A 21,434-nucleotide genomic window follows, 5' to 3' on the forward strand; every position below is an offset into this window, starting at 1 on the left:
ATTTTATAATAGGTCCTCGGCACGCATGCCCCGACACGCGTAAACTTGCCGCTCATGTTCCGCCAGCGACACGCCTTCGAAGCGTCCGCTGGCGCAGTCCATTGGCCGGGCGCGTCGCGAGCCGATGGTCTCACGCTGGTAATCGACAGGTTGCTCATTCGCGTCACCCTTCGCGTCACCCCAAAGGCCGTTTCACTTTTATGCCCGACATCGCCGCATCCACGCAGTCCTCCACTGAACCGCCCGTCGCGCTGGTCAAGACCGGCCAGCGTTTCGTTTTCGACGGCACGCACGGCTCGTCCGATGCGCTGCTGATCGCCCGCTATCACCTCGCCTACGGGCAGCAGATGCCGCTGCTTGCCGTCGTCTGCGCGAGCGCCGTCGATGCGCAGCGGCTGTCGCAGGAACTTGCGTTCTTCGCGCCGAATGCGCGCGTCCGTCTGCTGCCCGACTGGGAAACGCTGCCTTACGACTCGTTCTCGCCGCACCAGGATCTGGTGTCCGAGCGCCTCGCGACGCTGCACGATCTCGGCGAAGGCCGTTGCGACATCCTGCTCGTCCCCGCGACGACCGCGCTCTACCGGATGCCGCCCGCGTCGTTCATGGCTGCGTACACGTTTTCGTTCTCACAAGGCGAGCGGCTCGACGAGGCGAAGCTCAAGGCGCAACTGACGCTCGCCGGCTACGAGCACGTGAGCCAGGTCGTGCGGCCGGGCGAATACTGCGTGCGCGGCTCGCTGATCGACCTGTTCCCGATGGGCTCGCCTCTGCCGTACCGGATCGATCTGTTCGACGATCAGGTCGACTCGATCCGCGCGTTCGATCCCGACTCGCAGCGCAGCCTCTATCCCGTGAAGGACGTGCGCCTGTTGCCCGGCCGCGAGTTTCCGTTCGACGAAGCCGCGCGCACCGCATTTCGCAGCCGCTGGCGCGAAGTATTCGAAGGCGATCCGAGCCGCGCGTCGATCTACAAGGACATCGGCAACGGCGTGCCGTCGGCGGGCATCGAATACTATCTGCCGCTCTTCTTCGAAGAGACGGCGACGCTCTTTCACTACTTGCCCGAAGGCGCGCAGCTCGCGTTCGTCGGCGACCTCGACGCTTCGATACGGCGCTTCACAGCCGATACGAAGCAGCGCTACAGCTTCCTGTCGCATGACCGCGACCGGCCGATTCTCGAACCGCAGAGACTCTTTCTGTCGGACGAAGATTTCTTTGCGTTCGCGAAGCCTTTCGCGCGCCTCGCGCTGCCCGGCAACGCGGGCGGCGGCTGGGCCGTGCCGCTGCCCAATCTGGCCATCGACCGTCACGCCGAGGACCCCGTGTCGGCGCTGCGCGCATATCTCGACACGACGCCGAACCGCGTGCTGTTCGCGGCCGAATCGGCGGGCCGCCGCGAGACGATCGCGCAACTGCTCGCGGAAAACGAACTGCGCCCTGCTTCCGTCGACAGCTACGAAGACTGGCTGACGGCCGACGCGCGCTTCACGCTCGGCGTCGCGCCGCTCGCGAACGGTTTCGCGATTCCCGGCGAAGGCGCGGCGATCATCACCGAAACCGAACTCTACGGGCCGCTCGCGCGCCGCGCGGGCCGCCGCCGCCAGGAACAGGCGAGCAACGTCGATTCGATGGTGCGCGACCTGTCGGAGCTGAAGGTCGGCGACCCGGTCGTGCACTCGCAGCACGGTATCGGCCGCTACATGGGCCTCGTGACGATGGACCTCGGCGAAGGCGAGACCGAGTTCCTGCACCTCGAATACCAGGGCGACAGCAAGCTCTACGTGCCCGTCGCGCAGTTGCACGTGATCTCGCGCTATAGCGGCGCCGATCCCGAAAGCGCGCCGCTGCACGCGCTCGGCTCCGGTCAGTGGGAAAAGGCGAAGCGCAAGGCCGCGCAGCAGATCCGCGACACGGCCGCCGAGCTGCTGAACCTGTACGCGCGCCGCGCCGCGCGTGAAGGCCATGCGTTCAAGCTCGATCCGCGCGACTATGTGAAATTCGCGGAGAGCTTCGGCTTCGAGGAAACGCCCGATCAGGCGGCCGCGATCGCCGCCGTCATCGGCGATATGACGAGCGGCAAGCCGATGGACCGCCTCGTGTGCGGCGACGTCGGCTTCGGCAAGACGGAAGTCGCGTTGCGCGCGGCCTTCATCGCGGTGATGGGCGGCAAGCAGGTCGCGCTGCTCTCGCCGACCACGCTGCTCGCCGAGCAGCACACGCAGACCTTCACGGACCGCTTCTCCGACTGGCCCGTGCGCATCGCCGAACTGTCGCGCTTCAAGACGGGCAAGGAAGTCAACACCGCCATCCAGCAGATCAACGAGGGCAGCGTCGACATCGTGATCGGCACGCACAAGCTGTTGTCGTCCGATGTGCAGTTCAAGCGGCTCGGGCTCGTGATCATCGACGAAGAGCACCGCTTCGGCGTGCGCCAGAAGGAAGCGCTGAAGGCGCTGCGCGCCGAAGTCGACGTGCTCACACTGACCGCGACGCCGATTCCACGCACGCTCGGCATGGCGCTCGAAGGACTGCGCGACTTCTCGGTGATCGCGACGGCGCCGCAAAAACGGCTCGCGATCAAGACCTTCGTGCGCCGCGAAGAAGACGGCGTGATCCGCGAAGCGATGCTGCGTGAACTGAAGCGCGGCGGCCAGGTTTACTTCCTGCACAACGAAGTCGAAACGATCGAGAACCGCCGGCAGATGCTCGAAGCGCTCGTGCCCGAAGCGCGCATTGCCGTCGCGCACGGCCAGATGCACGAGCGCGAGCTCGAACGCGTGATGCGCGACTTCGTTGCGCAGCGCGCGAACGTGCTGCTCTGCACGACGATCATCGAAACAGGCATCGACGTGCCGACCGCGAACACGATCCTGATCCATCGCTCGGACAAGTTCGGGCTCGCGCAGCTGCACCAGTTGCGCGGACGCGTCGGCCGTTCGCATCACCAGGCGTATTCGTATCTGCTCGTGCACGATCCGCAGGGCTTGACCAAGCAGGCGCAACGGCGGCTCGAGGCGATCCAGCAGATGGAAGAACTGGGCGCGGGCTTCTACCTCGCGATGCACGACCTCGAGATTCGCGGCACGGGCGAAGTGCTCGGCGACAAGCAGTCGGGCGAGATTCACGAGATCGGCTTCCAGCTCTACACCGACATGCTGAACGACGCCGTGAAGGCGCTGAAGAACGGCAAGGAGCCGGACCTCACCTCGCCTTTGGCGGCCACGACGGAAATCAATCTGCACACGCCCGCCATCCTGCCCGCCGACTATTGCGGCGACGTGCAGGAGCGTCTGTCGCTGTACAAGCGCCTCGCGAACTGCGAGCACAGCGATTCGATCGACGGCATTCAGGAAGAGCTGATCGACCGCTTCGGCAAGATGCCGCCGCAAGCGCATGCGCTCGTCGAAACGCACCGTCTGCGACTCGCCGCGAAGCCGCTCGGCATCTCGAAGATCGATGCGGGCGAAGCCGTCATTGGTTTGCAGTTCGTTCCGAATCCGCCCATCGACGCGATGCGGATCATCGAGATGGTCCAGAAGCACAAGCACATCAAGCTCGCGGGCCAGGACAAGCTGCGCATCGAGACGCGCAGCCCCGACTTCCCGGTGCGCGTCGCGACGGTCAAGGAAACGCTGCGCGCGCTCGGCGCGCCGGCGAAGGGCGCGACGGATCAGCGCGTCGCGTCCTGAGCGCACGCAGCACATGACGGGCATGAGCGACACGGCATCGATCGCCGATCTGCTGACCGCGCTCGTGCGCATCCCGAGCCGCGGCGGAATCGATGCGTGCGCGCCCGTGCTCGGCTGTATCGAAGCGTGGTGCAGCACGCATCAGGTTGCCACGCAGCGGCTTTCTTGCGACGACGGCGAACCGCTCGGTCTTTACGCGGAGATTCGTGGCACGGCGGCCGCGCCGCGGCGTCCGTACTATCTGCTCAACGCGACGCTCGACACCGCGAGCTTCGGCGACGAATCCGCGTGGACGTACCCGCCCCTCAGCGCGCGGATCGTGGACGGCTGGCTGCATGGCCGTGGCAGCGCGGACAGCAAGGCGGCCGTCGCGATCTTCGCGCATCTGGCCTCCGCGCTCGCACGGCGCACCGACGAGTTCGCCGGCACGCTCGGCGTGCTGTTCGATCTCGACGAGCACACGGGCCGTTTCGGAGGCGCGCGCGCCTTCTTCGATGCCGCCGACGCGCCCCGGCCCGACGGCGTGTTCATCGGCTATCCGGGCATCGATCGCATCGTCGTGGGCGCGCGCGGCTTCATCCGGGCACGGCTCGTCGTGCGCGGCATCGCTGCGCATTCGGGCGGCAGCAGCGCGTGCGGCCTCAATGCGGCGATACGCGGCGCCCATCTCGCAGGCGCGCTGAACGACGCGAAACTGCCCATCGACCACGCGTTCGAACGCCCCGCGCAACTCACGGTAACAGGCATCCGCGCGGGCGACGGCATGTTCACGAGCGTGCCTGACCGTTGCGAGCTGAGCGTCGATTGCCGGCTCACGCCGCGCTTCGATCAACGCGCAGCGCAGCGCTGTATTGCTGAGATCGTCGGCGCTCACGATGCGTGCTGCGACGCATCGCTCGCGACGACGATCGAGTGGATCGCGGGCTGGCCCGCGTATCGCGTGGACGCATCGCATCCGATCGTCATGGCGCTATATCGTGCGGCACGAGACGAACTCGGTGTGGAACTGCCGTGCGCCGTCGCGGGTCCGTCGAACATCGGCAACTATCTCGCGTCGCTGGGCGTGCCCGCGCTGTGCGGGTTCGGCGCGCGCTGCGAGGGCATTCACGCAGCGAACGAACGCATCGAACTTTCGAGCATCGCGCCCGTCTATCGCGTCTACGAACGCGCGTTGCTCGCGCTGCTGGGCTGACGCTCGACGCATCAAACAAGGTCAAGGCAGATCGAAGCCGGTCGAGGTCCAAAGCGCTGACGGAAGCGTTTCCATCGCCCGCCAAACGATTGCTGCGTCGCGCAAAGCCACGCCCCGCAAGCACCTGGCGCATCGAGCTTTGGATTATTAAGTGCTTTTTGGGTATCATCGAATGACACACAAGCTGGAGCCAAGGTCATGTCACAGGTCGCTGATAAAGCGCTGTCCGCACAAACGTCTTCCTCTTCCGCTGTTGCCTCCAACGCTTCGTCTCCTGCTTCGCTTCCCTGGGTTGAACGCCTCGTGTCGATGGACACGGTCAGCCGTAATCCGAATCTCGGGCTGATCGAAACCGTGCGCGACGCGTTGCGCGAGCGCGGCATCGAAGCGACGCTCACGCACGACGACAGCGGCAAATGGGCGAACCTGTTCGCGACGATTCCGGCGCACGACGGCGAGACGAATGGCGGAATCGTGCTGTCGGGGCACACGGACGTGGTGCCTGTCGACGGCCAGCAATGGGACAGCGATCCGTTCCGGCCCGAAGTGCGCGGCGACAAGCTCTACGGGCGCGGCACGTGCGATATGAAGGGCTTCATCGGCGCGGCGCTGACGCTCGTTCCGCAGATGCAGCAGACGAAGCTCGCGAAGCCGATCCATCTCGCGTTCTCTTTCGACGAAGAAGTGGGCTGCGTGGGCGCGCCGCTGATGATCGCGGACCTGATGAAGCGCGGCGTCAAGCCGGACGGCTGCATCGTCGGCGAGCCGACCAGCATGCGGCCCATCATCGCGCACAAGGGCATCAACGCGTACCAGTGCTGCGTGCGCGGCCAGGCGGCGCACTCGTCGCTCACGCCGAAGGGCTTGAACGCGATCGAGTACGCGGCGCGGCTCATCTGCTTCATCCGCGACATGGCCGACCAGTTCCGTCAGCAAGGCCCGTTCGACGAACTCTACGACGTTCCGTTCACGACGGCGCAGACCAGCACGATCAAGGGCGGCAATGCGATCAACACGGTGCCCGCCGAATGCAGCTTCGAATTCGAGTTCCGTAATCTGCCGACGCTCGATCCCGAGCCGATCTTCGCGCGCATCGACCAGTACGCGCGCGAGACGCTGCTGCCGAAAATGAAGCGCGAGCACGAAGCGGCCGCAATCGAGATCACGAAGATCGCTGCGGCGCCCGGTCTCGACGCATCGGAACAGGCGGCCATCACGCAACTCGTGCGCGCGCTCACGGCCGACCAGGACAAGCGCAAGGTCGCCTACGGTACGGAAGCAGGCCTGTTTTCGCGGGCGGGCATTCCGAGCATCGTGTGCGGGCCGGGCGATATCCAGCAGGCGCACAAGGCCAACGAGTTCGTCACGCTCGAGCAGCTCGCGCAGTGCGAACGCTTTCTGAGCAAGTTCATCCATAGCATGTCGGTCGACGCGCACGCGCATTGACGCAAGCAACGTATAACAACAAGCGACGACAACCGACGACAAGACATCGAACGCGGACCTCCCCCACAACGAGTACGCATGCCATGTCCACTGCCACGCAGCACTCCGACCGCACGATCGACGGTGAGCCGATACCGACGCTCGACGACATCGCCTCGCAGCATTTCGCGTTGACGCCGTGGGTCGTGCGAACGCCCGTGTTCGACCGAATGGATTTCCCGACGCTCGAAGGCACGCTCGTGAACTTCAAGTTCGAGCTGCTGCAGGCGGGCGGCAGCTTCAAGGCACGCGGCGCGTTCACGAATCTGCTCGCGCTCGACCCGGCGCAGCGCAGCGCGGGCGTCACCTGCGTGTCGGGCGGCAATCATGCCGTGGCCGTCGCGTACGCGGCGATGCGCATGGGCATCAGCGCGAAGGTCGTCGTGATGCATGCGGCGAATCCCGCGCGCATCGCGTTGTGCCGCAAATATCGCGCGGAAGTCGTCATCGCCGAGAACGTGACGGAAGCGTTCGAAATCGTGCGGCGCATCGAAGCCGAGGAAGGCCGCTACTTCGTGCATCCGTTCAACGGCTATCGCACGGTGCTCGGCACCGCGACGCTCGGCTACGAATGGGCGACGCAAACGCCGGACCTCGACGCGGTGATCGTGCCCATCGGCGGCGGCGGGCTCGCGGCGGGCATCTCGACGGCGCTGCGGCTCGCCAATCCGCGCGTGCACGTGTACGGCGTCGAACCGGAAGGCGCGGACGTGATGAACCGCAGCTTCGCGGCGAATCACACGGTGCGCATGAGCCACATGCATTCGATCGCCGATTCGCTGATGGCGCCGCATACCGAGCAATACAGCTACGAGTTGTGCCGCCGTCATATCGACCGGCTCGTCACCGTCACCGACGACGCGCTGCGTGCAGCGATGCTCACGCTGTTCACGCAACTGAAGCTCGCTGTCGAACCTGCGTGCGCAGCAGCGACGGCCGCCCTGCTCGGCCCGTTGCGCGAGCAACTGCAAGGCAAGCGCGTCGGCGTGCTGCTATGTGGGACGAATACCGATCCCGTGACGTTCGCCGCGCATATCGAACAGGCGCGAGCCGCTGAAGTTTGATGGGCTTTCCTTGGTATAGCCGTATCGATGAGCGCGCTGTCATCGCGCGTTCTTGCTGCGCGCTTTCGATCGCTAGCGCTTCAATGCGCATTCCTTGCGCCTGATTCTTGCGTCCAGTTGCCGGAGCGCTTTTCGATTCGACATGTCGCGCCGCATGCCACCCGCCGTGGCATGCGCAGGCTTCGGCGATCAGCGTCATTCGCGCTTCACGGGCACGACAATCGCTTCCTGCGTTCTGCCGCGGCGCATTGCGATTAATCCCCAAATGATTTCCCGCTGCGCCGAACGTTGGCTATCATGTCGCCATCGACTTCAAGGAGAACCGCCCGATGAGCCTAGTCACGGAATTCAAGGAATTTGCCCTCAAGGGCAACGTAATGGACCTCGCTGTTGGCGTGATCATCGGCGGAGCGTTCTCGACGATCGTCAATTCCGTCGTGAAAGACCTGATCATGCCCGTCGTCGGCGTTGCGACGGGCGGCCTCGACTTCTCGAACAAGTTCGTCCTGCTCGGCCACATACCGCCCAACTTCAAGGGCAACCCCGATTCGTACAAGGATCTGCAAACGGCGGGCGTCGCCGCATTCGGCTATGGCTCATTCATCACGGTCGCGATCAATTTCGTGATTCTCGCCTTCATCATCTTCATGATGGTCAAGTTCATCAACAAGCTGCGCGCCCCGGCGCCCGCCGCGCCCGAAGCGCCGCCGCCCACGCCTGAAGACGTGCTGCTGCTGCGCGAGATCCGCGACTCGCTGAAGAATTCGCCGCGTAGCTGACCGCGTGCGAGCAAGGCGGCACCGCTTCGGCGCCGCGTGCAAACGGCCATTGACGCGAAGGGCCTGTTGCGTACGTCGATGCGCAACAGGCCCTTCCCTTTTCATCGAATGCCTTCTATCGAATGCGTGTTCGATGCACGCGCCTAGCCCGTTCTGGTCTCGCCTGCATTCTTCTGCGCTTTCGCCGCCGCCGCACCCTCGATCACCTGTTCGAGCTGCGAGAAGTTGACGGGCTTCGTCAGATGCGACGTGAAGCCCGCTTCGAGGCATCGGCGAATATCCTCGTCGCTGCCGAAGCCCGTCAGCGCGACGGCGGGCGCATCGTCGCGCTCGCGGAACGCCTTGATGAAATCGAGGCCCGTGCCGTCCGGCAAGCCCACGTCGCTGACGATCAGATCGAACGGCGCGCTCTGCGTCGCGGCGAGCGCATCGGCGACGCGCCCGACGACGGTCACTTCATGTCCGAGCGTACGCATCAGTTGCGCCATCACTTCGGCGGTATCCGCGTGATCTTCGATCAGCAGAATCGTGAGGCCGCCTGCCGGCTGCACGCTCGCGGCGACGGGCGCAGCGGGCTGGGCGAGCCGCTCTTCGGCCGTCGGCAGCGTGATCGTGAACGTCGCGCCGCAATGCGCGCCCGGACTGTGCGCGGAGACGGTGCCGCCATGCGCATCGGTGAGCGCCTTCGTGATCGCGAGCCCGAGTCCCAGCCCGCCGAACTGACGCGACATGTTCTGGCTGCTGCCCTGCTCGAACGCGTTGAAGAGCTTGCCGATCTGCTCGGGCTCGATGCCGACGCCCGTATCCTCGACCGATATCTGCACATGCATTCTTTCGTCGCGCGTACGCACGAAAATATGCCCGCCGTCCGGCGTGAACTTCGCTGCGTTGCGGATCAGGTTCCACAGCATCTGCTGCAAGCGCGCGCGATCGGCCAGCACGTAGTGATTTTGCGCCGTCTTGCTGACATGCACGTCCTGCTGGTTGGCCTGGATCTCGCTGCGAAACAGATCGAGCACGCTGTCGATCACTTCGTGCACATCGACCGTTTCCAGCGACAGCCGCAGCTTGCCGTTCGCCACGCGCGTGAGATCGAGCAGATCGTCGATCAGGCGCGCTTCCAGCTCGACGTTGCGGCGAATCATCACGACGCCCGAGCGCACCGCTTCGGGCAGGTCCGGCATCATTTCGAGCATGCGCGCGCCCGCGAGCACGGGCGTCAACGGCGTGCGCAATTCATGCGACAGCATCGCAAGAAAACGGTCCTTCGAACGGTTCGCTTCTTCCGCCGCCTGGCGCGCGGCCTGCTCGGACGCGAGAAGACGTTCGTGATCCTCGATGGCTTCGCGCTGCGAATGGATGTCCGTGCAACTGCCGAACCACTTGCTGACCGTGCCGCTCGCGTCGCGCACAGCGGCAATGCGCGCGTCGAACCACCGATACGCGCCGTCGTGGCGGCGAATGCGCAATTCGTGGCGGTAAAAGGTGGCTTCGCTGCGCACCGTCTTGAGCCATGTACGGCGCACGTCTTCGCGGTCGTCGGGATGCACGGCGTCGAGCCACGCCAGGCCGAGCGCATTCGCACCGTCGAGGCCCGTGTACTCGACCCACTGCTTCGACAGAAAATCGCAATCGCCATTCGCGTTGCAGGTGAGCACGAGATGCGGCAGCGCTTCTGACAACGTGCGGTAATGCGCCTCGCGCTCGCGCAGCAAGAGCGCTTCCGCGGACGCCCGTTGCAGCCGCACTTGCGACAACACGCGTTCGACGGCTTCGGGCAGATAGTCGAGGTAATCGCCCGCTTTGGGTACGACATCGGACACGCCGGAACGCAACGCTTCGATCACGCGGGATTCATCGGTGAAACCTGTGACGAGTATCGCGGGAATGCGCACGCCCTCGTGGCGCAGACGCCTGAAAAAGTCGAGCCCCGTCTCGGCGCCATCGAGCTGATAGTCGAGCACGATCAGGTCGGGCGCATTCGCGTGGATCGCGCGACGCGCACTTTCGACGCTATTGCAGAGCTCGACGCGGCAGCCGGCGCGCTCCAGCGATTTGCGCGCGAGCCGCAAGATGCCCTCGTCGTCGTCGACGACGAGCACATGCGCGGCGAGCGGCGTGGTTCCGTCTTCAGTCATGCCAGATGGTCAATCGTCAATTGGACTGCTTGCGGCACGGACTCCCCATGATGAGCGAGCACTGCGTGCCCCTTCGTGCATTCATGCAGACGCGTAGCGTTGCCCCGACGGCAGCTTCACGACCTGCAGGAAGAAGCCGAGCCGCCGCACGGCTTCGATGAACGCATCGTATTCGACCGGCTTCGTGATGTAGACATTGCAACCCAATTCATAGCAACGTTCGATTTCGCGCGGATCGTCGGTGGTCGTGAGCACGATGACGGGCATCGACGCCGTCGACGGCGTTTCCTTCAGACGGCGCAGCACTTCAAAGCCATCCACGCGAGGCATCTTAAGGTCCAGCAGCACGACGTAATTCGCGAGATCGTCGCGCGATGGACGGCCGCTCGCATGATCGCCAGGCGTTGTTGGCTCGCCGAGGAAATAGTCGAGCGCCTCCTGACCGTCCGCCAGGCGTATGAATCCGTTTGATATGCCGGCACGCCGCAGATTGCGCTCGACGAGCGTCGCGTGTCCGTCATCATCTTCGATCAGCACGATGCCAACCGACTTACCGACCGCTTCCCCGTGTGACATTGTTCCCTCCGGCGCGCTTGCATTGCGCAGTGCGCGTTTGTCACGACCTTCTCCGATTCCGCGTCAACCAGTACGACCCACTGCACGCATTATGCGTTGCTCAGCTTACGACTTCTTGCACCGCGCTTCTTGCACTGCGCCATGCAGCGATGCCGCATCGCGCGCATTCGCGTATCCGTTAGACCCGCAACGGCTGATCGGGCAGCGTGACGTAGAACGTCGAGCCCGCGCCCTCCGCCGATTCGACCCATACGCGTCCGCCGTGCCGTTCGACCATGCAGCGCACCAACGCGAGTCCGACGCCCTCACCCTGCGCGACATCGCCGTGCAGCCGCTGGAACGCGCGAAACACTTTCGACATATACGCGGCGGGAATGCCCATGCCATTGTCGCGCACAAAGTAAGTGCGCGTTCTTTGCGCCGGCGCCATCGCGCTGTTTTCATGGGTGGCATCGGCTGCATCGAGTGCGCCCACTTCGATATGTCCGGGCCGCGCCGGATCGAGAAAATTGATCGCATTGGCGATCAACTGGCTGAACACCTGCTCGATCGCGGCAGGGTCGCCCCATGCCGGCGGCAATTCGCGCACGACGACCACGGCTTCGCGCTCGTCGATTCTCTTTTGCAGTGCATCGACGGCCCGCGCGACGGCACGTCCGACATTCACGCGCTGCCAGTGATATTCGAGCCGCCCGGCGCGCGAGATGCGCAGCAGCGCATCGATGATAGCGGCCGCGCGCGTCACCGACGAGCGCACGAAGCGCAGCGATTCCTGCACGTCGCCGTCGAGCACATCGGCAAGCCGCTTGTGTTCGTCGGCGGGCAGGCGCGCGTCGACTATCGTCGCGCGCAGTTCATCGCACGAAACCTGCAGTTCCTTCGAGAAACCCTGCATGTTCACGAGCGGCGAACGCAGATCGTGCGACACGCTGTAGATGAACAGCTCGTTGTCCTGCGTCTCCTTGTGCAATGTTTCGTTGACGCTCGCCAGTTCCGCCGCGCGCGTCTGCAGCGACGCCTGGAGCGCCGCCTGATTCAGATCGGCGGCACGCAGCAGCGCGCTCGTGCGGTGCAGCGCGGCATCGAGCGCGGCGATTTCGTCGTTGCCCGCGAGCGGCGCCGGCAGCGGCTTGCCGCTGCCCAGGCGTTGCGCGTTCGACGCGAGCACATCCAGCCGCCTGCCAATGCCGCGCGCGAACGCGAATGCCGTCGCGGCCCAGATCAGCATCGAGCCGAGCACGGCGCCCACCAGCGCGATTTGCTGACGCGTGCGCGTTTGCGCGAGCGTCGCATTGCGTTCCGCTTCGAGCCGCGTCGCTTCGTCGATGAATGCGTGCAGCGCGTCGCGAAAGCGCACGGCTCGCGCAGGCAATGCACCGCCCTCGAGCGTGGCGAAGGGATTCATCGTTGCGCCCGTGCGCAGCGATTGCGCAACCGACATCGCCTGCTGCCGATAGCTGTCGACGGCTTCGCGCATCTGCCGCACACGCACGGCCTGCTCGGGTGTGTCCGCAACGGCCTCTTCGAGCCGCGTCAGCCGCTCGGAGAGATCGACCCACGCAGCATGACGATCCATGAAGGACGGATCAGCCGCGACGATGCCCGCGCGCACGCGAGCCACTTGCCGCAACATCGGGTTTTCGAGGGACGCGGCCTGATACAGGATCTGCCTGCTGTTCGACGAACGTTCGACGGCCTGCGCGGTTTGTTCCTGCATGTCGAACACGACGCCTAGCAGCGCCAGCTCGACGGCACTCGGTAACGCGATCAGCAACAGGCCCTTTGTGAACAGTTTCATCTACGCATCGAGCGACGGCGGCGGAAAAGGCGGAAAGCAGCGAGAACGGCGGAAAGCAGCGAGCGTGGCGCACGAGGAGTGGCAACAGATTTCGCGCATCGAACTGTCAGCACCGCTCTTGCGTCACGGGCGACCTGCATGCTGGCACGCACGCTGACGGAGTTCCCGACATGCAGAACCGGCACGAATCATGAAACGCGCGCATGCATCATCGCAGCGTGTGAAGCATGGAACGTCGACACGCAGCGTGCGCCATTGATGATTTCACTCATGCGCGCCGCTCATCGATGTGACACAGCGTCGTGCGCCGCGTCCGAAGCCGCGCCGCGACTGGGACCGGGCCATTATCGACGGGCACAAAAGATATTTCAACGTGCGCACAGAAAGGGCTGGCGCACATAAAAATGTCTTTTTTTACGGTGCCGGAAACACGCCGCGCGTGGGTGAGTCTATTATTGAGACCAGATGCACAGGGGATGCGAAAGCGCACGGCGACGCGATTCGGCCTGGTTCGCACGGGACGATGGAGTGAGACAGACGAATCACCGTGTATCCGGCATTTTCGTATGCTATAAAAGATCGACGTGCGGCGCGCGAAGCCGGGAGTGGTCGCATGAGGACGCTGCGTTTCTTGCAATTCTTTTTCAGGCGAGTTTTTATGTCCTTCCCGAAAAAGCGCAGGCGCGCGAAGGTGGACGGCGACGAGTCGTTCCTCGCTGTGCTGCGGCACTTCAAGCCCTTCGGTCAACTCGATACCAAGATTGCGCGCGCTCGCGCGCAAGACGAGCCGGTGCTCTACGCACACGTGCTGCCAGGGCTCGACGTCCTGCTGTGCAGCGTGCGCGGCGCGCAGCCGCCGTATCCCGCTGTCGCCGAGTTGCGCCGCCGCTGCATCGAATCCATTGCGAACGCGCTCGAACAGCCGCTAGACGGACTGGAGAACGGCGGCTACTGGTACGAAGCCGACGGTTTCGGTTTTCTCGTGTTCGCGAGCCGCGCGCGAGCGCGCATCCTGCCGGAATTCGGCGCGACACGCGTCACGGCGGCGGGCACGCGACGAGGCGTGCGGCGTCAGGATGCCGCCGGCGACGCGACGCCTCGCTCGCTGCGCTAGATCAGTAAAACCCATGAACCACGGCCGCGAAATTCGCGGCCGTGGTGTTTTCGCGTGCTGCTGCTCTTTCTGCTCTGCACAGCGCTCGATGGCACTCGCCGCATCGAATATGCGAGTCGTTTTTCACCGCGACGTCACGCACTGAATCGGGCGCGCAACTTCGTTCAACTGCCCTTGTAGTCGGCCGCATGCGAAGGCTCCGGCAGCGCCGCGCCGCTAGCGGGTGCAGCGGGCTTCTTCGACGGCGTGGACGACTTCTTCGATCCCGATGTCGCAGGCGCGGATGGCTCGACGGCCGATGCACCCGGCGTGCCCGGCGGCAATACGGGGCCCTTCGCCTTTTCGCGCTGTCCCGGCGGCGGCGCGGTCGGAGGCTGTGCCTGCATCGCCGTCAGCAGTTGCTGACACGGCAGCGGCTTGTTGTTGCTCGGCGCGATCAGCGGAATCAGCGCGGCAAACGGATTGATCAGGCCGAGGCCGACCATTGCGCCGCCGCGCAATGCGAGCGCCGCCGCGTTCACGCCCACGCTCGGGCTCTTGAACGACCCCTTCACGTACAACGGCGAGCGCAACGTGAATACGCGAAAGCCCTTCGTGTGCGGATGCACGCCGAGGTCCATCGACTCGTCCTTCATGTCCACCGTGCCGTCGATGTTGATCACGGCGTCTTGCGTATCGAGCGCGAACACGCGCGAATCGAGCACGCCGTTCGTCACGACGAAATCGCCGGCTGCGCAATTGATCTTCACGTCGCGGTTGCCAAAGAGCTTTTCGTAGACCACGTTCGCGACGTTAAGCCCCGCTGCTTCCATCAGCAGGCGGCTGATCGTGCCGTCGGTGACGAGCAGTTTCACTTCGCCGTTCGACGTGCCCGCGAGCGCCGCCGGAGAATTGCCCGTCGCCGACAGTGCCGCGTCGCCGTTGATTTCGCCGAGCGCGCTCTGCATCGTCTTCACGGTCGGCAGCAGTTGCTTGAGCTTCAGGTGGCGTGCTTCCGTCGAGAAGCGGCCCTTGAGCGGCGTCGCGCTGCCGTCGAGATGAATGTTCGAAGCAAGCGAGCCGCCCGCCACGCCGAACTTCAGCGGCTCGAGCGACAGCACGCCGTTCGTCAGCACGACGTGCGTGTCGAGATCGGTGATGGGCAGCGCCGGGTCCTTGACGATGCGGCGGCCCGTGAACCTGACGTCGGCGTCGATGGCCTTCCAGCGGTCGGTCTTGAACTCCTCGGTCGGCAGCGCCTTGTTCGACGGCTGGCGTGCCGTCTCGCCGCGCTTCTTCTTGCTCGCGTTGGTGTCCGCGCCGATGACGGGCGCGAGGTCCTTGAACTGCAGCAGGTTCGACACGAGCCTGCCCTGGACCAGCGGGCGCGTTTCGCGCTGCGTATAGACGACCGTGCCGTTCACATCGCTGCCGCCGACGCGGCCTGTAAAATTTTCATATCTAAACACGCTGCCGCCCTGCTTGAAGTTACCGATCAGATGCCCTTCCGTCGCATATGGCGGCGTCTGGGGCAGCGTGATGCCCGTCAGGTCATACAGATGGTCGAGGCTCGTGCCTTGCAGCCACAGACGCAGATCGACAGCGGCGAGATGGGCGGGATCGGTGACGGTGCCGACCATCGCGATGCGCAAATCGCCGGCCTTCACATCGGCCTGCACCGGGAACGGGCGCGACGCGTCCTGCAACGCGAGCACGCCGCCGAACTTGCCGCTGCCCGATACGGGCGAGCGGTTATACGTGCCCTTCACGGTCCAGCCGATCCCATATTGCGGCGCACTCGGGTGTTGCGCGACGGCCGTCCCCGTTGCGCTGGCGGGCGCGCTGCCCGATGCGGCGACGGCCGTCGAGCCACCCGCGCTGGCGCCCGCGCTCGCGAGACTCGATGCGCCCACGCCTGCCGGCGCAGCAGGCGCCGAAGCGCCCGGTGCAGCCGATGCGCCCGATGCCCCCGGCAGAGCAGGCGCGCGAGGTGCGGCCGATGCAGCGGACGCAGCAGCCGCCTCGGATGCGGCCTCATGCTGCGCCTGCGTATTCAGCCGTTTTGCACCTTGCTTGCCGACCACGTCGGCGGAAGCGTTGCGCGACGTCTGTTCCTGCTGCTTCAGCGCTTCGCCGATCGGAATGGGCTGGCCGAGCGTATCGACGACGGCCTGCATGTCGATCTTCTTCTGCTGGTCGCTGAACGCGATATTGCCTTTGTTCAACTGGATGTCGTGCAGATCGAGCTTCCACTCCGACGGCCCCGCCGACGACTTCAGCTTGAACGTCCAGTTGTTGCGTCCATCGAGAAGCCGTTCGAGATCGACGGATGGATTCACGAGATTGATCGCCGGGATCACGATGTCGTGCGTGAGCAGCGGCAGCACCTTCACCTGGAAGTCGATTTCGTCGAGTGTCGCGAAGTGCTGTTGCTTCGTCCAGTCGGGATTGGCAACCGTGATGTTCCGCGCGGAAAAGCGCGGCCACGGGACCCACGCGCGCCAGCCGGTTTCGCCGACGGGATGCCGCCACCCGACCTTCAGATCGCCCTCGATCGCAAACGGCCGGCCGATGGCTTCGCTCACCTTGTCGTTGACGTACGGACGCGCGCGATTCCAGTCGAATGTGAGGACGAACACCGCGAGTGCGGCGATCAGAACGATCAGCACGGCGATGAGCCACGCGAGGATCTTGCCGGTCGTTTTGCCGATGGATAATCCAGTCGGATGCAGCACAGCCATGAGGGCTCCGTAGGGAATACGACCATCGATAGTCAGCGCAGCATGAGGTGTGCCCACCCCGCGGCCGCTATGATGATGCGCTGCGACAGATTTCATTTGACCATGCCTCACGACACGCACCCCACGGACACACCGCTCGTCCACGCGAAAGACATCGTGCGGCGCGATGCGGCGCGCGGCGAGACGCTGCTGCATGCGACGAGCGTCGCCATCGATGCCGGCGAGCGCATCTCGATCACGGGCCCATCGGGCTCGGGCAAGAGCGTGTTCATGCGCGCGCTCGCGCTGCTCGATCCGCTCGACGGCGGCGAGGTGCGGTGGCAGGGCAAGCGCATCGCGCGCGCGGCGATTCCGCGCTACCGGCGGCACGTCGCGTATATGCGTCAGCGGCCAGCGCTGCTCGACGGCAGTGTCGAAGACAATCTGCGGTACCCGTACACGCTGCACGCGTATCGCGACGTGCGCTTCGATCGCGAGCGGGCCGCGAAGCTCGCGTCGCAGGCCGGGCGCGCGAACGATTTTCTCGACCGTCGCGCAAGCGAGCTGTCGGGCGGCGAAGCGCAGATTGCCGCGCTGATCCGCGTGCTGCAACTCACACCCGATGTGCTGCTGCTCGACGAGCCGACGGCATCGCTCGATCCCGAATCGGCACGCGCGATCGAAGCGCTGCTGCGCGCATGGTTCGATGCCGCGCCGGATGCGCGCGCGTGGCTGTGGGTATCGCACGATCTCGCGCAGGCCGCGCGCGTGAGCACCCGCCATCTGACGATGCGCGAAGGCGTGCTCGGCGAAACTCAATCGGGCACTCAGCCGGCCACTCACTCGAACGCGTCCGCCGACACGACAACCGGGATCAAGCGATGACCTTGCAAAACCTCAGTCTGTGGGATGTGGGCCTCGCGGCGCTGCTGATCGTCGTGAACGGGGCGGTGTCGGTGGCGCTGAAACTCGATCTCGAGCGCAAGCTCGCGTGGGCCGCAGTGCGCACCGTCGTCCAGCTGCTCGCGATCGGCTATGTGCTCGCATGGGTGTTCGCATACGGCCGCTGGTACGTCGTGCTGCCGCTGATGATCGTGATGACGCTGATCGCGGGCTTCGCGGGCGCGGGACGCGGCTCGCGCACCTACGCCGGACAGCGCGCCGACAGCATCATGTCGATCTGGGCAAGCGCATGGCTCGTCGCGGCAATCGGCCTTTTCGCGGTGATCCGCATTCGTCCGTGGTACGAGCCGCAATACGCGATACCGATTCTCGGGATGATTCTTGGCAACACGCTGACGGGCGTGTCGCTCGGCATCGAACGGATGACGGAGGAACTGACGGCGCGCAGAGACCGCGTCGACATGGCGCTCGCGCTCGGCGCGACTCGCTGGGAAGCGGCGCAAGGACCGGCGCGCCAGGCCGTGCGCGCGGGCATGATCCCGACGCTCAACGCGATGGCCGTGGTCGGCGTCGTGAGCCTGCCGGGGATGATGACGGGTCAGGTGCTCGCCGGACAATCGCCGTTGCAGGCCGTGCGCTATCAGATCGTGATCATGTTCCTGATCGCCGCATCGTCGGCGCTCGGCACGGTGGGCGCCGTGCTGCTCACTTACCGGCGGCTCTTTTCGCCCGAGCACCGCTTTCTCGCATCGCGGCTCATCGAACGCGCTTCGGGGCGAAGCTAGACGCCAGCCGGCCACGCGCGATCGCGCGCGAGGTCCGTCACAAAAGCGATGAAAGTCGATACATGCACGCCGCATGCAATCATTCAACGCATGCGATTCATACGGCCTGCGACGCGAACGGCCGCCCCGCTGGCCCCACTGGTACGTTAGCGCTTCGCCGTGACCGACACCTGCGAGCCGTCGCTCAGCGTCAGCGTCTTCGTGCTGCCGTTGGTCGGCATCGTGAAGCGCAGCACCTGGCTCACGCTCGTGTAGTTCGGACACTTGAGCGACTTGCCATTGTTCGTCACCGTCTTCGTGCCCTTCGGCGTTTGTGCCTGGAAGTTCATCTGCACGGTCGCGGTGCCGTCCTTCGCGACCACCGGCGCGAAGCGGATCTGCGTCTGGCGGATCATCGCGCCGTTCGTATCGACGGGCAGCGACGACATGTTGGGGCAATCGCCATCGGCCGCGACGGGGCCGCCGGGCGGCACCGTTTTCCACGTGAAGTCGTCGGATTCCCCGGAGCGGATCGTGCGTGTTTCCTGCGAGTTGCCAAACTGCTTCGACGTCACCTTGACGGTGTAGCGGATGGGACCGTCCGTGGGCGCCTGCGACGTCACGGTGATCGGCGTCGCCGCGCGCGCGGGCGCCGGCGTCGCGGCGAGCACGAAAGCGGCGCATGCGAGAGAAGTCACAACAGAAACGGCGGGAAGTTTGACGCTGATGCCCATACTGTCACCTCGTTGTTGTGCTGCCGCGCGGCCATGCGTTGCGGACGCGCCGAAGGCCGCAGCAGGTTTGCATGATGCACAAGCAGTCTAACGCCAAGCGGACGGGCGCGGGCTTCGCGGGAATCGGGTATTTACCCCGCTTGCGCAAGCGCGCGTTTGTGCGTGCGCGATCTGTCCTCGATCTGTCTATTTGACCGTCGCGGGGTGCACGAATTCGACGCGGCATCGGGATGACGGATGAATGGCGCGACGTGTCCAGCGCATGTCCAGCGCATGAAGGGCGCATGACGGTTCATGCGCCCTTCACGTGCAGCCGTGATGTGAGAAAAGCAAAGCGTCAAGCGCGCGGCATCAGAAGCCGCTCAGCACCAGCTTGCCGATCGCGCGCCCTTCCTCGAGCAGCTTGTGTGCGCGGCGCAGATTCTCCGCATCGATCTTGCCGAGGTTTTCGCCGACCGTCGTACGCAGCGTGCCCGCGTCTAACAGGCGCGCGACTTCCGTCAGCAGCTTGTGCTGCTCGATCATGTCGGGCGTACCGAACATCGAGCGCGTGAACATGAACTCCCAGTGAAACGCCGCGCTCTTCGACTTCAGCAGTTCGACGGGAACGGGCTTCGCATTCTCGACGATCGTCGCAATGCCGCCCTGCGGCTTGATGACGGCGGCGGCGGCCGGGAAGTGGCGGTCGGTGTCATTGAACATCAGCACGTAATCGACCTGTTCGAAGCCGAGCTGCTTCAGCTGCGCGGGTATGTCGCCGAAGTGGTCGACGATGTGATCCGCGCCGAGCCCCCTTGCCCATTTCGCCGACTCGGGGCGCGACGCCGTCGCGATCACCGTGAGCTTCGCCAGTTGCTTCGCGAGCTGAATGCCGATCGAGCCGACGCCGCCCGCGCCGCCGATGATCAGCACCGACTTGCCCGCGTCCGCGCCCTGGGGCGATACGCCAAGGCGATCGAACAGCGCCTCCCACGCGGTGATCGCCGTGAGCGGCAGCGCGGCCGCCTGCGTGAAATCGAGCGACGCGGGCTTGCGGCCGACGATGCGCTCGTCGACGAGATGGAACTCGCTGTTCGCGCCCGGCCGCGTGATGCTGCCCGCGTAGAACACGGGGTCGCCCGCCTTGAACAGCGTCACGTCCGGGCCGACGGCCTCGACGATGCCCGCCGCGTCCCAGCCGAGCACGCGCGGCGTCTTCTCGACGGTGTCCTTCGGCGCGCGGACCTTGTAGTCGACCGGGTTCACGGAAATCGCTTCGACCTTCACGAGGATGTCGTGCCCCGTCGGCTGCGGCTTGCCGATTTCGATATCGACGAGCGACTCGGGATTGTCGATGGGCAAGTAACGGGTAAGGCCTACGGCTTTCATGACGGCTCCTTGATTCGTGTGAAGTCTTCGACGGGATTGAGCTTCGGCGGCAGGCGCGGCCGCCGCTCGCATTGACTGGATCGTAGAAAATTCTTTACCCTCTGAAAACCAGCGTAATGACAGAAACATTTTCTGGATTTCCCGAAAAATCGATGAAGCCTGATGCCGCCGCGTTTCCAGTTGCATCTTCCGCCGGCGAGCGCGACCGGCTCGATCTGCTCGACGTCGCGCTCTTCGTGCGCGCCGCGCTGCTCGCGAACGTGTCGGCGGCGGGACGCGAGTTCGGGCTGTCGCCCGCCGTCGCGAGCGCGCGCATCGCCAGTCTCGAGCGGCTGCTGGGCGCCCGCCTGCTGCATCGGACCACGCGCCGCGTCAGCCTCGCGCAGGACGGCGAAGTCTTCATGGCGCGCGCCGAGGCGCTGCTCGACGCGGCGTCGGCCGCGCGCGCGTCGGTGGGCCGTGGGCAGGCGGAGCCGCAGGGACGGTTGCGCGTGTCGATGCCATCGTCGTTCGGGCGGCAGCACGTGTCGCCCGTCATCGCGCAGTTCTTGCGCCGCTATCCGGGCGTGAGCGTCGATCTGCGGCTCACGGACACAATCGTCGATCTCGTCGATGCCGGCGTCGACGTCGGCATCCGGCCGGGTGCGCTGAGGGATTCGTCGCTGGTCGCGCGGCGCCTCGCGGTGAACGGGCGCGTGATCTGCTGCGCGCCGTCGTATCTCGCCGAACGCGGCACGCCGCGCCATCCGTCCGATCTCGCGCAGCACGAATGCGCGATCCTCTCCGATCAGCGCGACTGGTCGTTCGTCACGCCGACGGGCCCGCTGACGGTGCGCGTCGGCGGCCGGCTCGCGACGGACAACGGCGAAGTGATCCGCGACGCGCTGCTGGCGGGCTTCGGCATCGCGCTGAAGTCGACGTGGGACGTCGCGCCGTATCTGCGCAGCGGAGAGCTGGTGACGGTGCTCGACACGTATCCGCTTGCCGAGACGGTCGCGATATGGGCGGTGTATCCGTCGCGTGCGTTCGTGCCGCCCAAGACAGTCGCGTTCATCGATTTTCTCGCCGCGCATTTCGGCGATCCGCCGTATTGGGACGCCGATCCTCCGTAAAGCGATGCGGCACGCGCGC

At 65.2% G+C, this 21,434-nt stretch carries 15 protein-coding genes; 9 read left to right on the forward strand and 6 right to left on the reverse strand.

Features of this window, described 5'->3' with window-relative positions; genetic code table 11:
• Positions 1-200 precede the first annotated feature (200 nt).
• The 5 genes from mfd to mscL all read left to right on the forward strand — a co-directional run bounded on the left by mfd (position 201) and on the right by mscL (position 8,209).
• Positions 201-3,689: a transcription-repair coupling factor gene (mfd, locus tag AB4Y32_RS23245; RefSeq protein WP_368723592.1), complete on the forward strand. Its 3,489-nt coding sequence runs from the start codon at positions 201-203 to the stop codon at positions 3,687-3,689.
• Positions 3,690-3,711: 22 nt separating this feature from the next.
• Positions 3,712-4,881 (forward strand): M20 family metallopeptidase, encoded by a 1,170-nt coding sequence (locus tag AB4Y32_RS23250; protein ID WP_368723593.1) that lies wholly within the window; start codon positions 3,712-3,714, stop codon positions 4,879-4,881.
• A 198-nt stretch (positions 4,882-5,079) separates the two neighbouring features.
• On the forward strand, positions 5,080-6,327 hold the full coding sequence (gene argE, locus AB4Y32_RS23255) for an acetylornithine deacetylase (protein ID WP_368723594.1): 1,248 nt from the start codon (positions 5,080-5,082) through the stop codon (positions 6,325-6,327).
• An 83-nt stretch (positions 6,328-6,410) separates the two neighbouring features.
• The gene (locus tag AB4Y32_RS23260; protein ID WP_368723595.1) at positions 6,411-7,430 is read left to right on the forward strand and encodes a threonine/serine dehydratase; all 1,020 of its coding nucleotides are present in this window, start codon (positions 6,411-6,413) and stop codon (positions 7,428-7,430) included.
• A gap of 329 nt (positions 7,431-7,759) precedes the next feature.
• Positions 7,760-8,209 (forward strand): large conductance mechanosensitive channel protein MscL, encoded by a 450-nt coding sequence (gene mscL / locus AB4Y32_RS23265; protein ID WP_087735765.1) that lies wholly within the window; start codon positions 7,760-7,762, stop codon positions 8,207-8,209.
• 143 nt (positions 8,210-8,352) lie between these two features.
• Here the strand turns inward: mscL and AB4Y32_RS23270 are convergent, their stop codons facing one another.
• The 3 genes from AB4Y32_RS23270 to AB4Y32_RS23280 all read right to left on the reverse strand — a co-directional run bounded on the left by AB4Y32_RS23270 (position 8,353) and on the right by AB4Y32_RS23280 (position 12,721).
• Entirely contained in the window at positions 8,353-10,347 is a 1,995-nt protein-coding gene (locus AB4Y32_RS23270) for a hybrid sensor histidine kinase/response regulator (protein ID WP_368723596.1), read from the reverse strand.
• 81 nt (positions 10,348-10,428) lie between these two features.
• Positions 10,429-10,923 carry a response regulator gene (locus AB4Y32_RS23275; protein ID WP_368723597.1) on the reverse strand — a complete coding sequence of 165 codons (495 nt, stop codon included), beginning with the start codon at positions 10,921-10,923 and terminating at the stop codon, positions 10,429-10,431.
• 178 nt (positions 10,924-11,101) lie between these two features.
• Positions 11,102-12,721: a sensor histidine kinase gene (locus AB4Y32_RS23280; RefSeq protein WP_368723598.1), complete on the reverse strand. Its 1,620-nt coding sequence runs from the start codon at positions 12,719-12,721 to the stop codon at positions 11,102-11,104.
• Between the two features lie 613 nt (positions 12,722-13,334).
• Here AB4Y32_RS23280 and AB4Y32_RS23285 point away from each other — a divergent pair.
• Positions 13,335-13,835: a hypothetical protein gene (locus tag AB4Y32_RS23285; RefSeq protein ID WP_368723599.1), complete on the forward strand. Its 501-nt coding sequence runs from the start codon at positions 13,335-13,337 to the stop codon at positions 13,833-13,835.
• Positions 13,836-13,999: 164 nt separating this feature from the next.
• Here the strand turns inward: AB4Y32_RS23285 and AB4Y32_RS23290 are convergent, their stop codons facing one another.
• On the reverse strand, positions 14,000-16,555 hold the full coding sequence (locus AB4Y32_RS23290; protein WP_368723600.1) for an AsmA family protein: 2,556 nt from the start codon (positions 16,553-16,555) through the stop codon (positions 14,000-14,002).
• Positions 16,556-16,657: 102 nt separating this feature from the next.
• Here AB4Y32_RS23290 and AB4Y32_RS23295 point away from each other — a divergent pair, with 102 nt between their 5' ends.
• Together AB4Y32_RS23295 and AB4Y32_RS23300 are read left to right on the forward strand one after the other, a co-directional pair.
• On the forward strand, positions 16,658-17,419 hold the full coding sequence (locus AB4Y32_RS23295) for an ABC transporter ATP-binding protein (protein ID WP_368723601.1): 762 nt from the start codon (positions 16,658-16,660) through the stop codon (positions 17,417-17,419).
• A complete protein-coding gene (locus AB4Y32_RS23300) occupies positions 17,416-18,222 on the forward strand; it encodes an ABC transporter permease (protein ID WP_368723602.1) in 807 nt (268 codons plus the stop codon). Before AB4Y32_RS23295 ends, AB4Y32_RS23300 begins: the two co-directional genes overlap by 4 nt.
• A gap of 146 nt (positions 18,223-18,368) precedes the next feature.
• Here the strand turns inward: AB4Y32_RS23300 and AB4Y32_RS23305 are convergent, their stop codons facing one another.
• Positions 18,369-18,935 carry a DUF6013 family protein gene (locus AB4Y32_RS23305; RefSeq protein WP_368723603.1) on the reverse strand — a complete coding sequence of 189 codons (567 nt, stop codon included), beginning with the start codon at positions 18,933-18,935 and terminating at the stop codon, positions 18,369-18,371.
• A 351-nt stretch (positions 18,936-19,286) separates the two neighbouring features.
• On the reverse strand, positions 19,287-20,303 hold the full coding sequence (locus AB4Y32_RS23310) for a zinc-binding alcohol dehydrogenase family protein (RefSeq protein WP_368723604.1): 1,017 nt from the start codon (positions 20,301-20,303) through the stop codon (positions 19,287-19,289).
• 152 nt (positions 20,304-20,455) lie between these two features.
• On the opposite strand from AB4Y32_RS23310, the gene AB4Y32_RS23315 reads away from it, so the two are divergent.
• Positions 20,456-21,415 carry a LysR family transcriptional regulator gene (locus AB4Y32_RS23315; protein WP_368723605.1) on the forward strand — a complete coding sequence of 320 codons (960 nt, stop codon included), beginning with the start codon at positions 20,456-20,458 and terminating at the stop codon, positions 21,413-21,415.
• Positions 21,416-21,434: the final 19 nt, after the last annotated feature.

This window comes from Paraburkholderia phymatum (genome assembly GCF_040965635.1).
In the GTDB taxonomy this organism is placed as follows: Bacteria; Pseudomonadota; Gammaproteobacteria; order Burkholderiales; family Burkholderiaceae; genus Paraburkholderia; species Paraburkholderia phymatum_B.

Excerpts from the sequence above, each read along its gene's own strand:
- mfd (WP_368723592.1), top strand. The coding sequence starts at position 201 with ATGCCCGACATCGCCGCATCCACGCAGTCCTCCACTGAACCGCCCGTC.
- AB4Y32_RS23250 (WP_368723593.1), top strand. The coding sequence starts at position 3,712 with ATGAGCGACACGGCATCGATCGCCGATCTGCTGACCGCGCTCGTGCGC.
- argE (WP_368723594.1), top strand. The coding sequence starts at position 5,080 with ATGTCACAGGTCGCTGATAAAGCGCTGTCCGCACAAACGTCTTCCTCT.
- AB4Y32_RS23260 (WP_368723595.1), top strand. The coding sequence starts at position 6,411 with ATGTCCACTGCCACGCAGCACTCCGACCGCACGATCGACGGTGAGCCG.
- mscL (WP_087735765.1), top strand. The coding sequence starts at position 7,760 with ATGAGCCTAGTCACGGAATTCAAGGAATTTGCCCTCAAGGGCAACGTA.
- AB4Y32_RS23270 (WP_368723596.1), bottom strand. The coding sequence starts at position 10,347 with ATGACTGAAGACGGAACCACGCCGCTCGCCGCGCATGTGCTCGTCGTC.
- AB4Y32_RS23275 (WP_368723597.1), bottom strand. The coding sequence starts at position 10,923 with ATGTCACACGGGGAAGCGGTCGGTAAGTCGGTTGGCATCGTGCTGATC.
- AB4Y32_RS23280 (WP_368723598.1), bottom strand. The coding sequence starts at position 12,721 with ATGAAACTGTTCACAAAGGGCCTGTTGCTGATCGCGTTACCGAGTGCC.
- AB4Y32_RS23285 (WP_368723599.1), top strand. The coding sequence starts at position 13,335 with ATGAGGACGCTGCGTTTCTTGCAATTCTTTTTCAGGCGAGTTTTTATG.
- AB4Y32_RS23290 (WP_368723600.1), bottom strand. The coding sequence starts at position 16,555 with ATGGCTGTGCTGCATCCGACTGGATTATCCATCGGCAAAACGACCGGC.
- AB4Y32_RS23295 (WP_368723601.1), top strand. The coding sequence starts at position 16,658 with ATGCCTCACGACACGCACCCCACGGACACACCGCTCGTCCACGCGAAA.
- AB4Y32_RS23300 (WP_368723602.1), top strand. The coding sequence starts at position 17,416 with ATGACCTTGCAAAACCTCAGTCTGTGGGATGTGGGCCTCGCGGCGCTG.
- AB4Y32_RS23305 (WP_368723603.1), bottom strand. The coding sequence starts at position 18,935 with ATGGGCATCAGCGTCAAACTTCCCGCCGTTTCTGTTGTGACTTCTCTC.
- AB4Y32_RS23310 (WP_368723604.1), bottom strand. The coding sequence starts at position 20,303 with ATGAAAGCCGTAGGCCTTACCCGTTACTTGCCCATCGACAATCCCGAG.
- AB4Y32_RS23315 (WP_368723605.1), top strand. The coding sequence starts at position 20,456 with ATGAAGCCTGATGCCGCCGCGTTTCCAGTTGCATCTTCCGCCGGCGAG.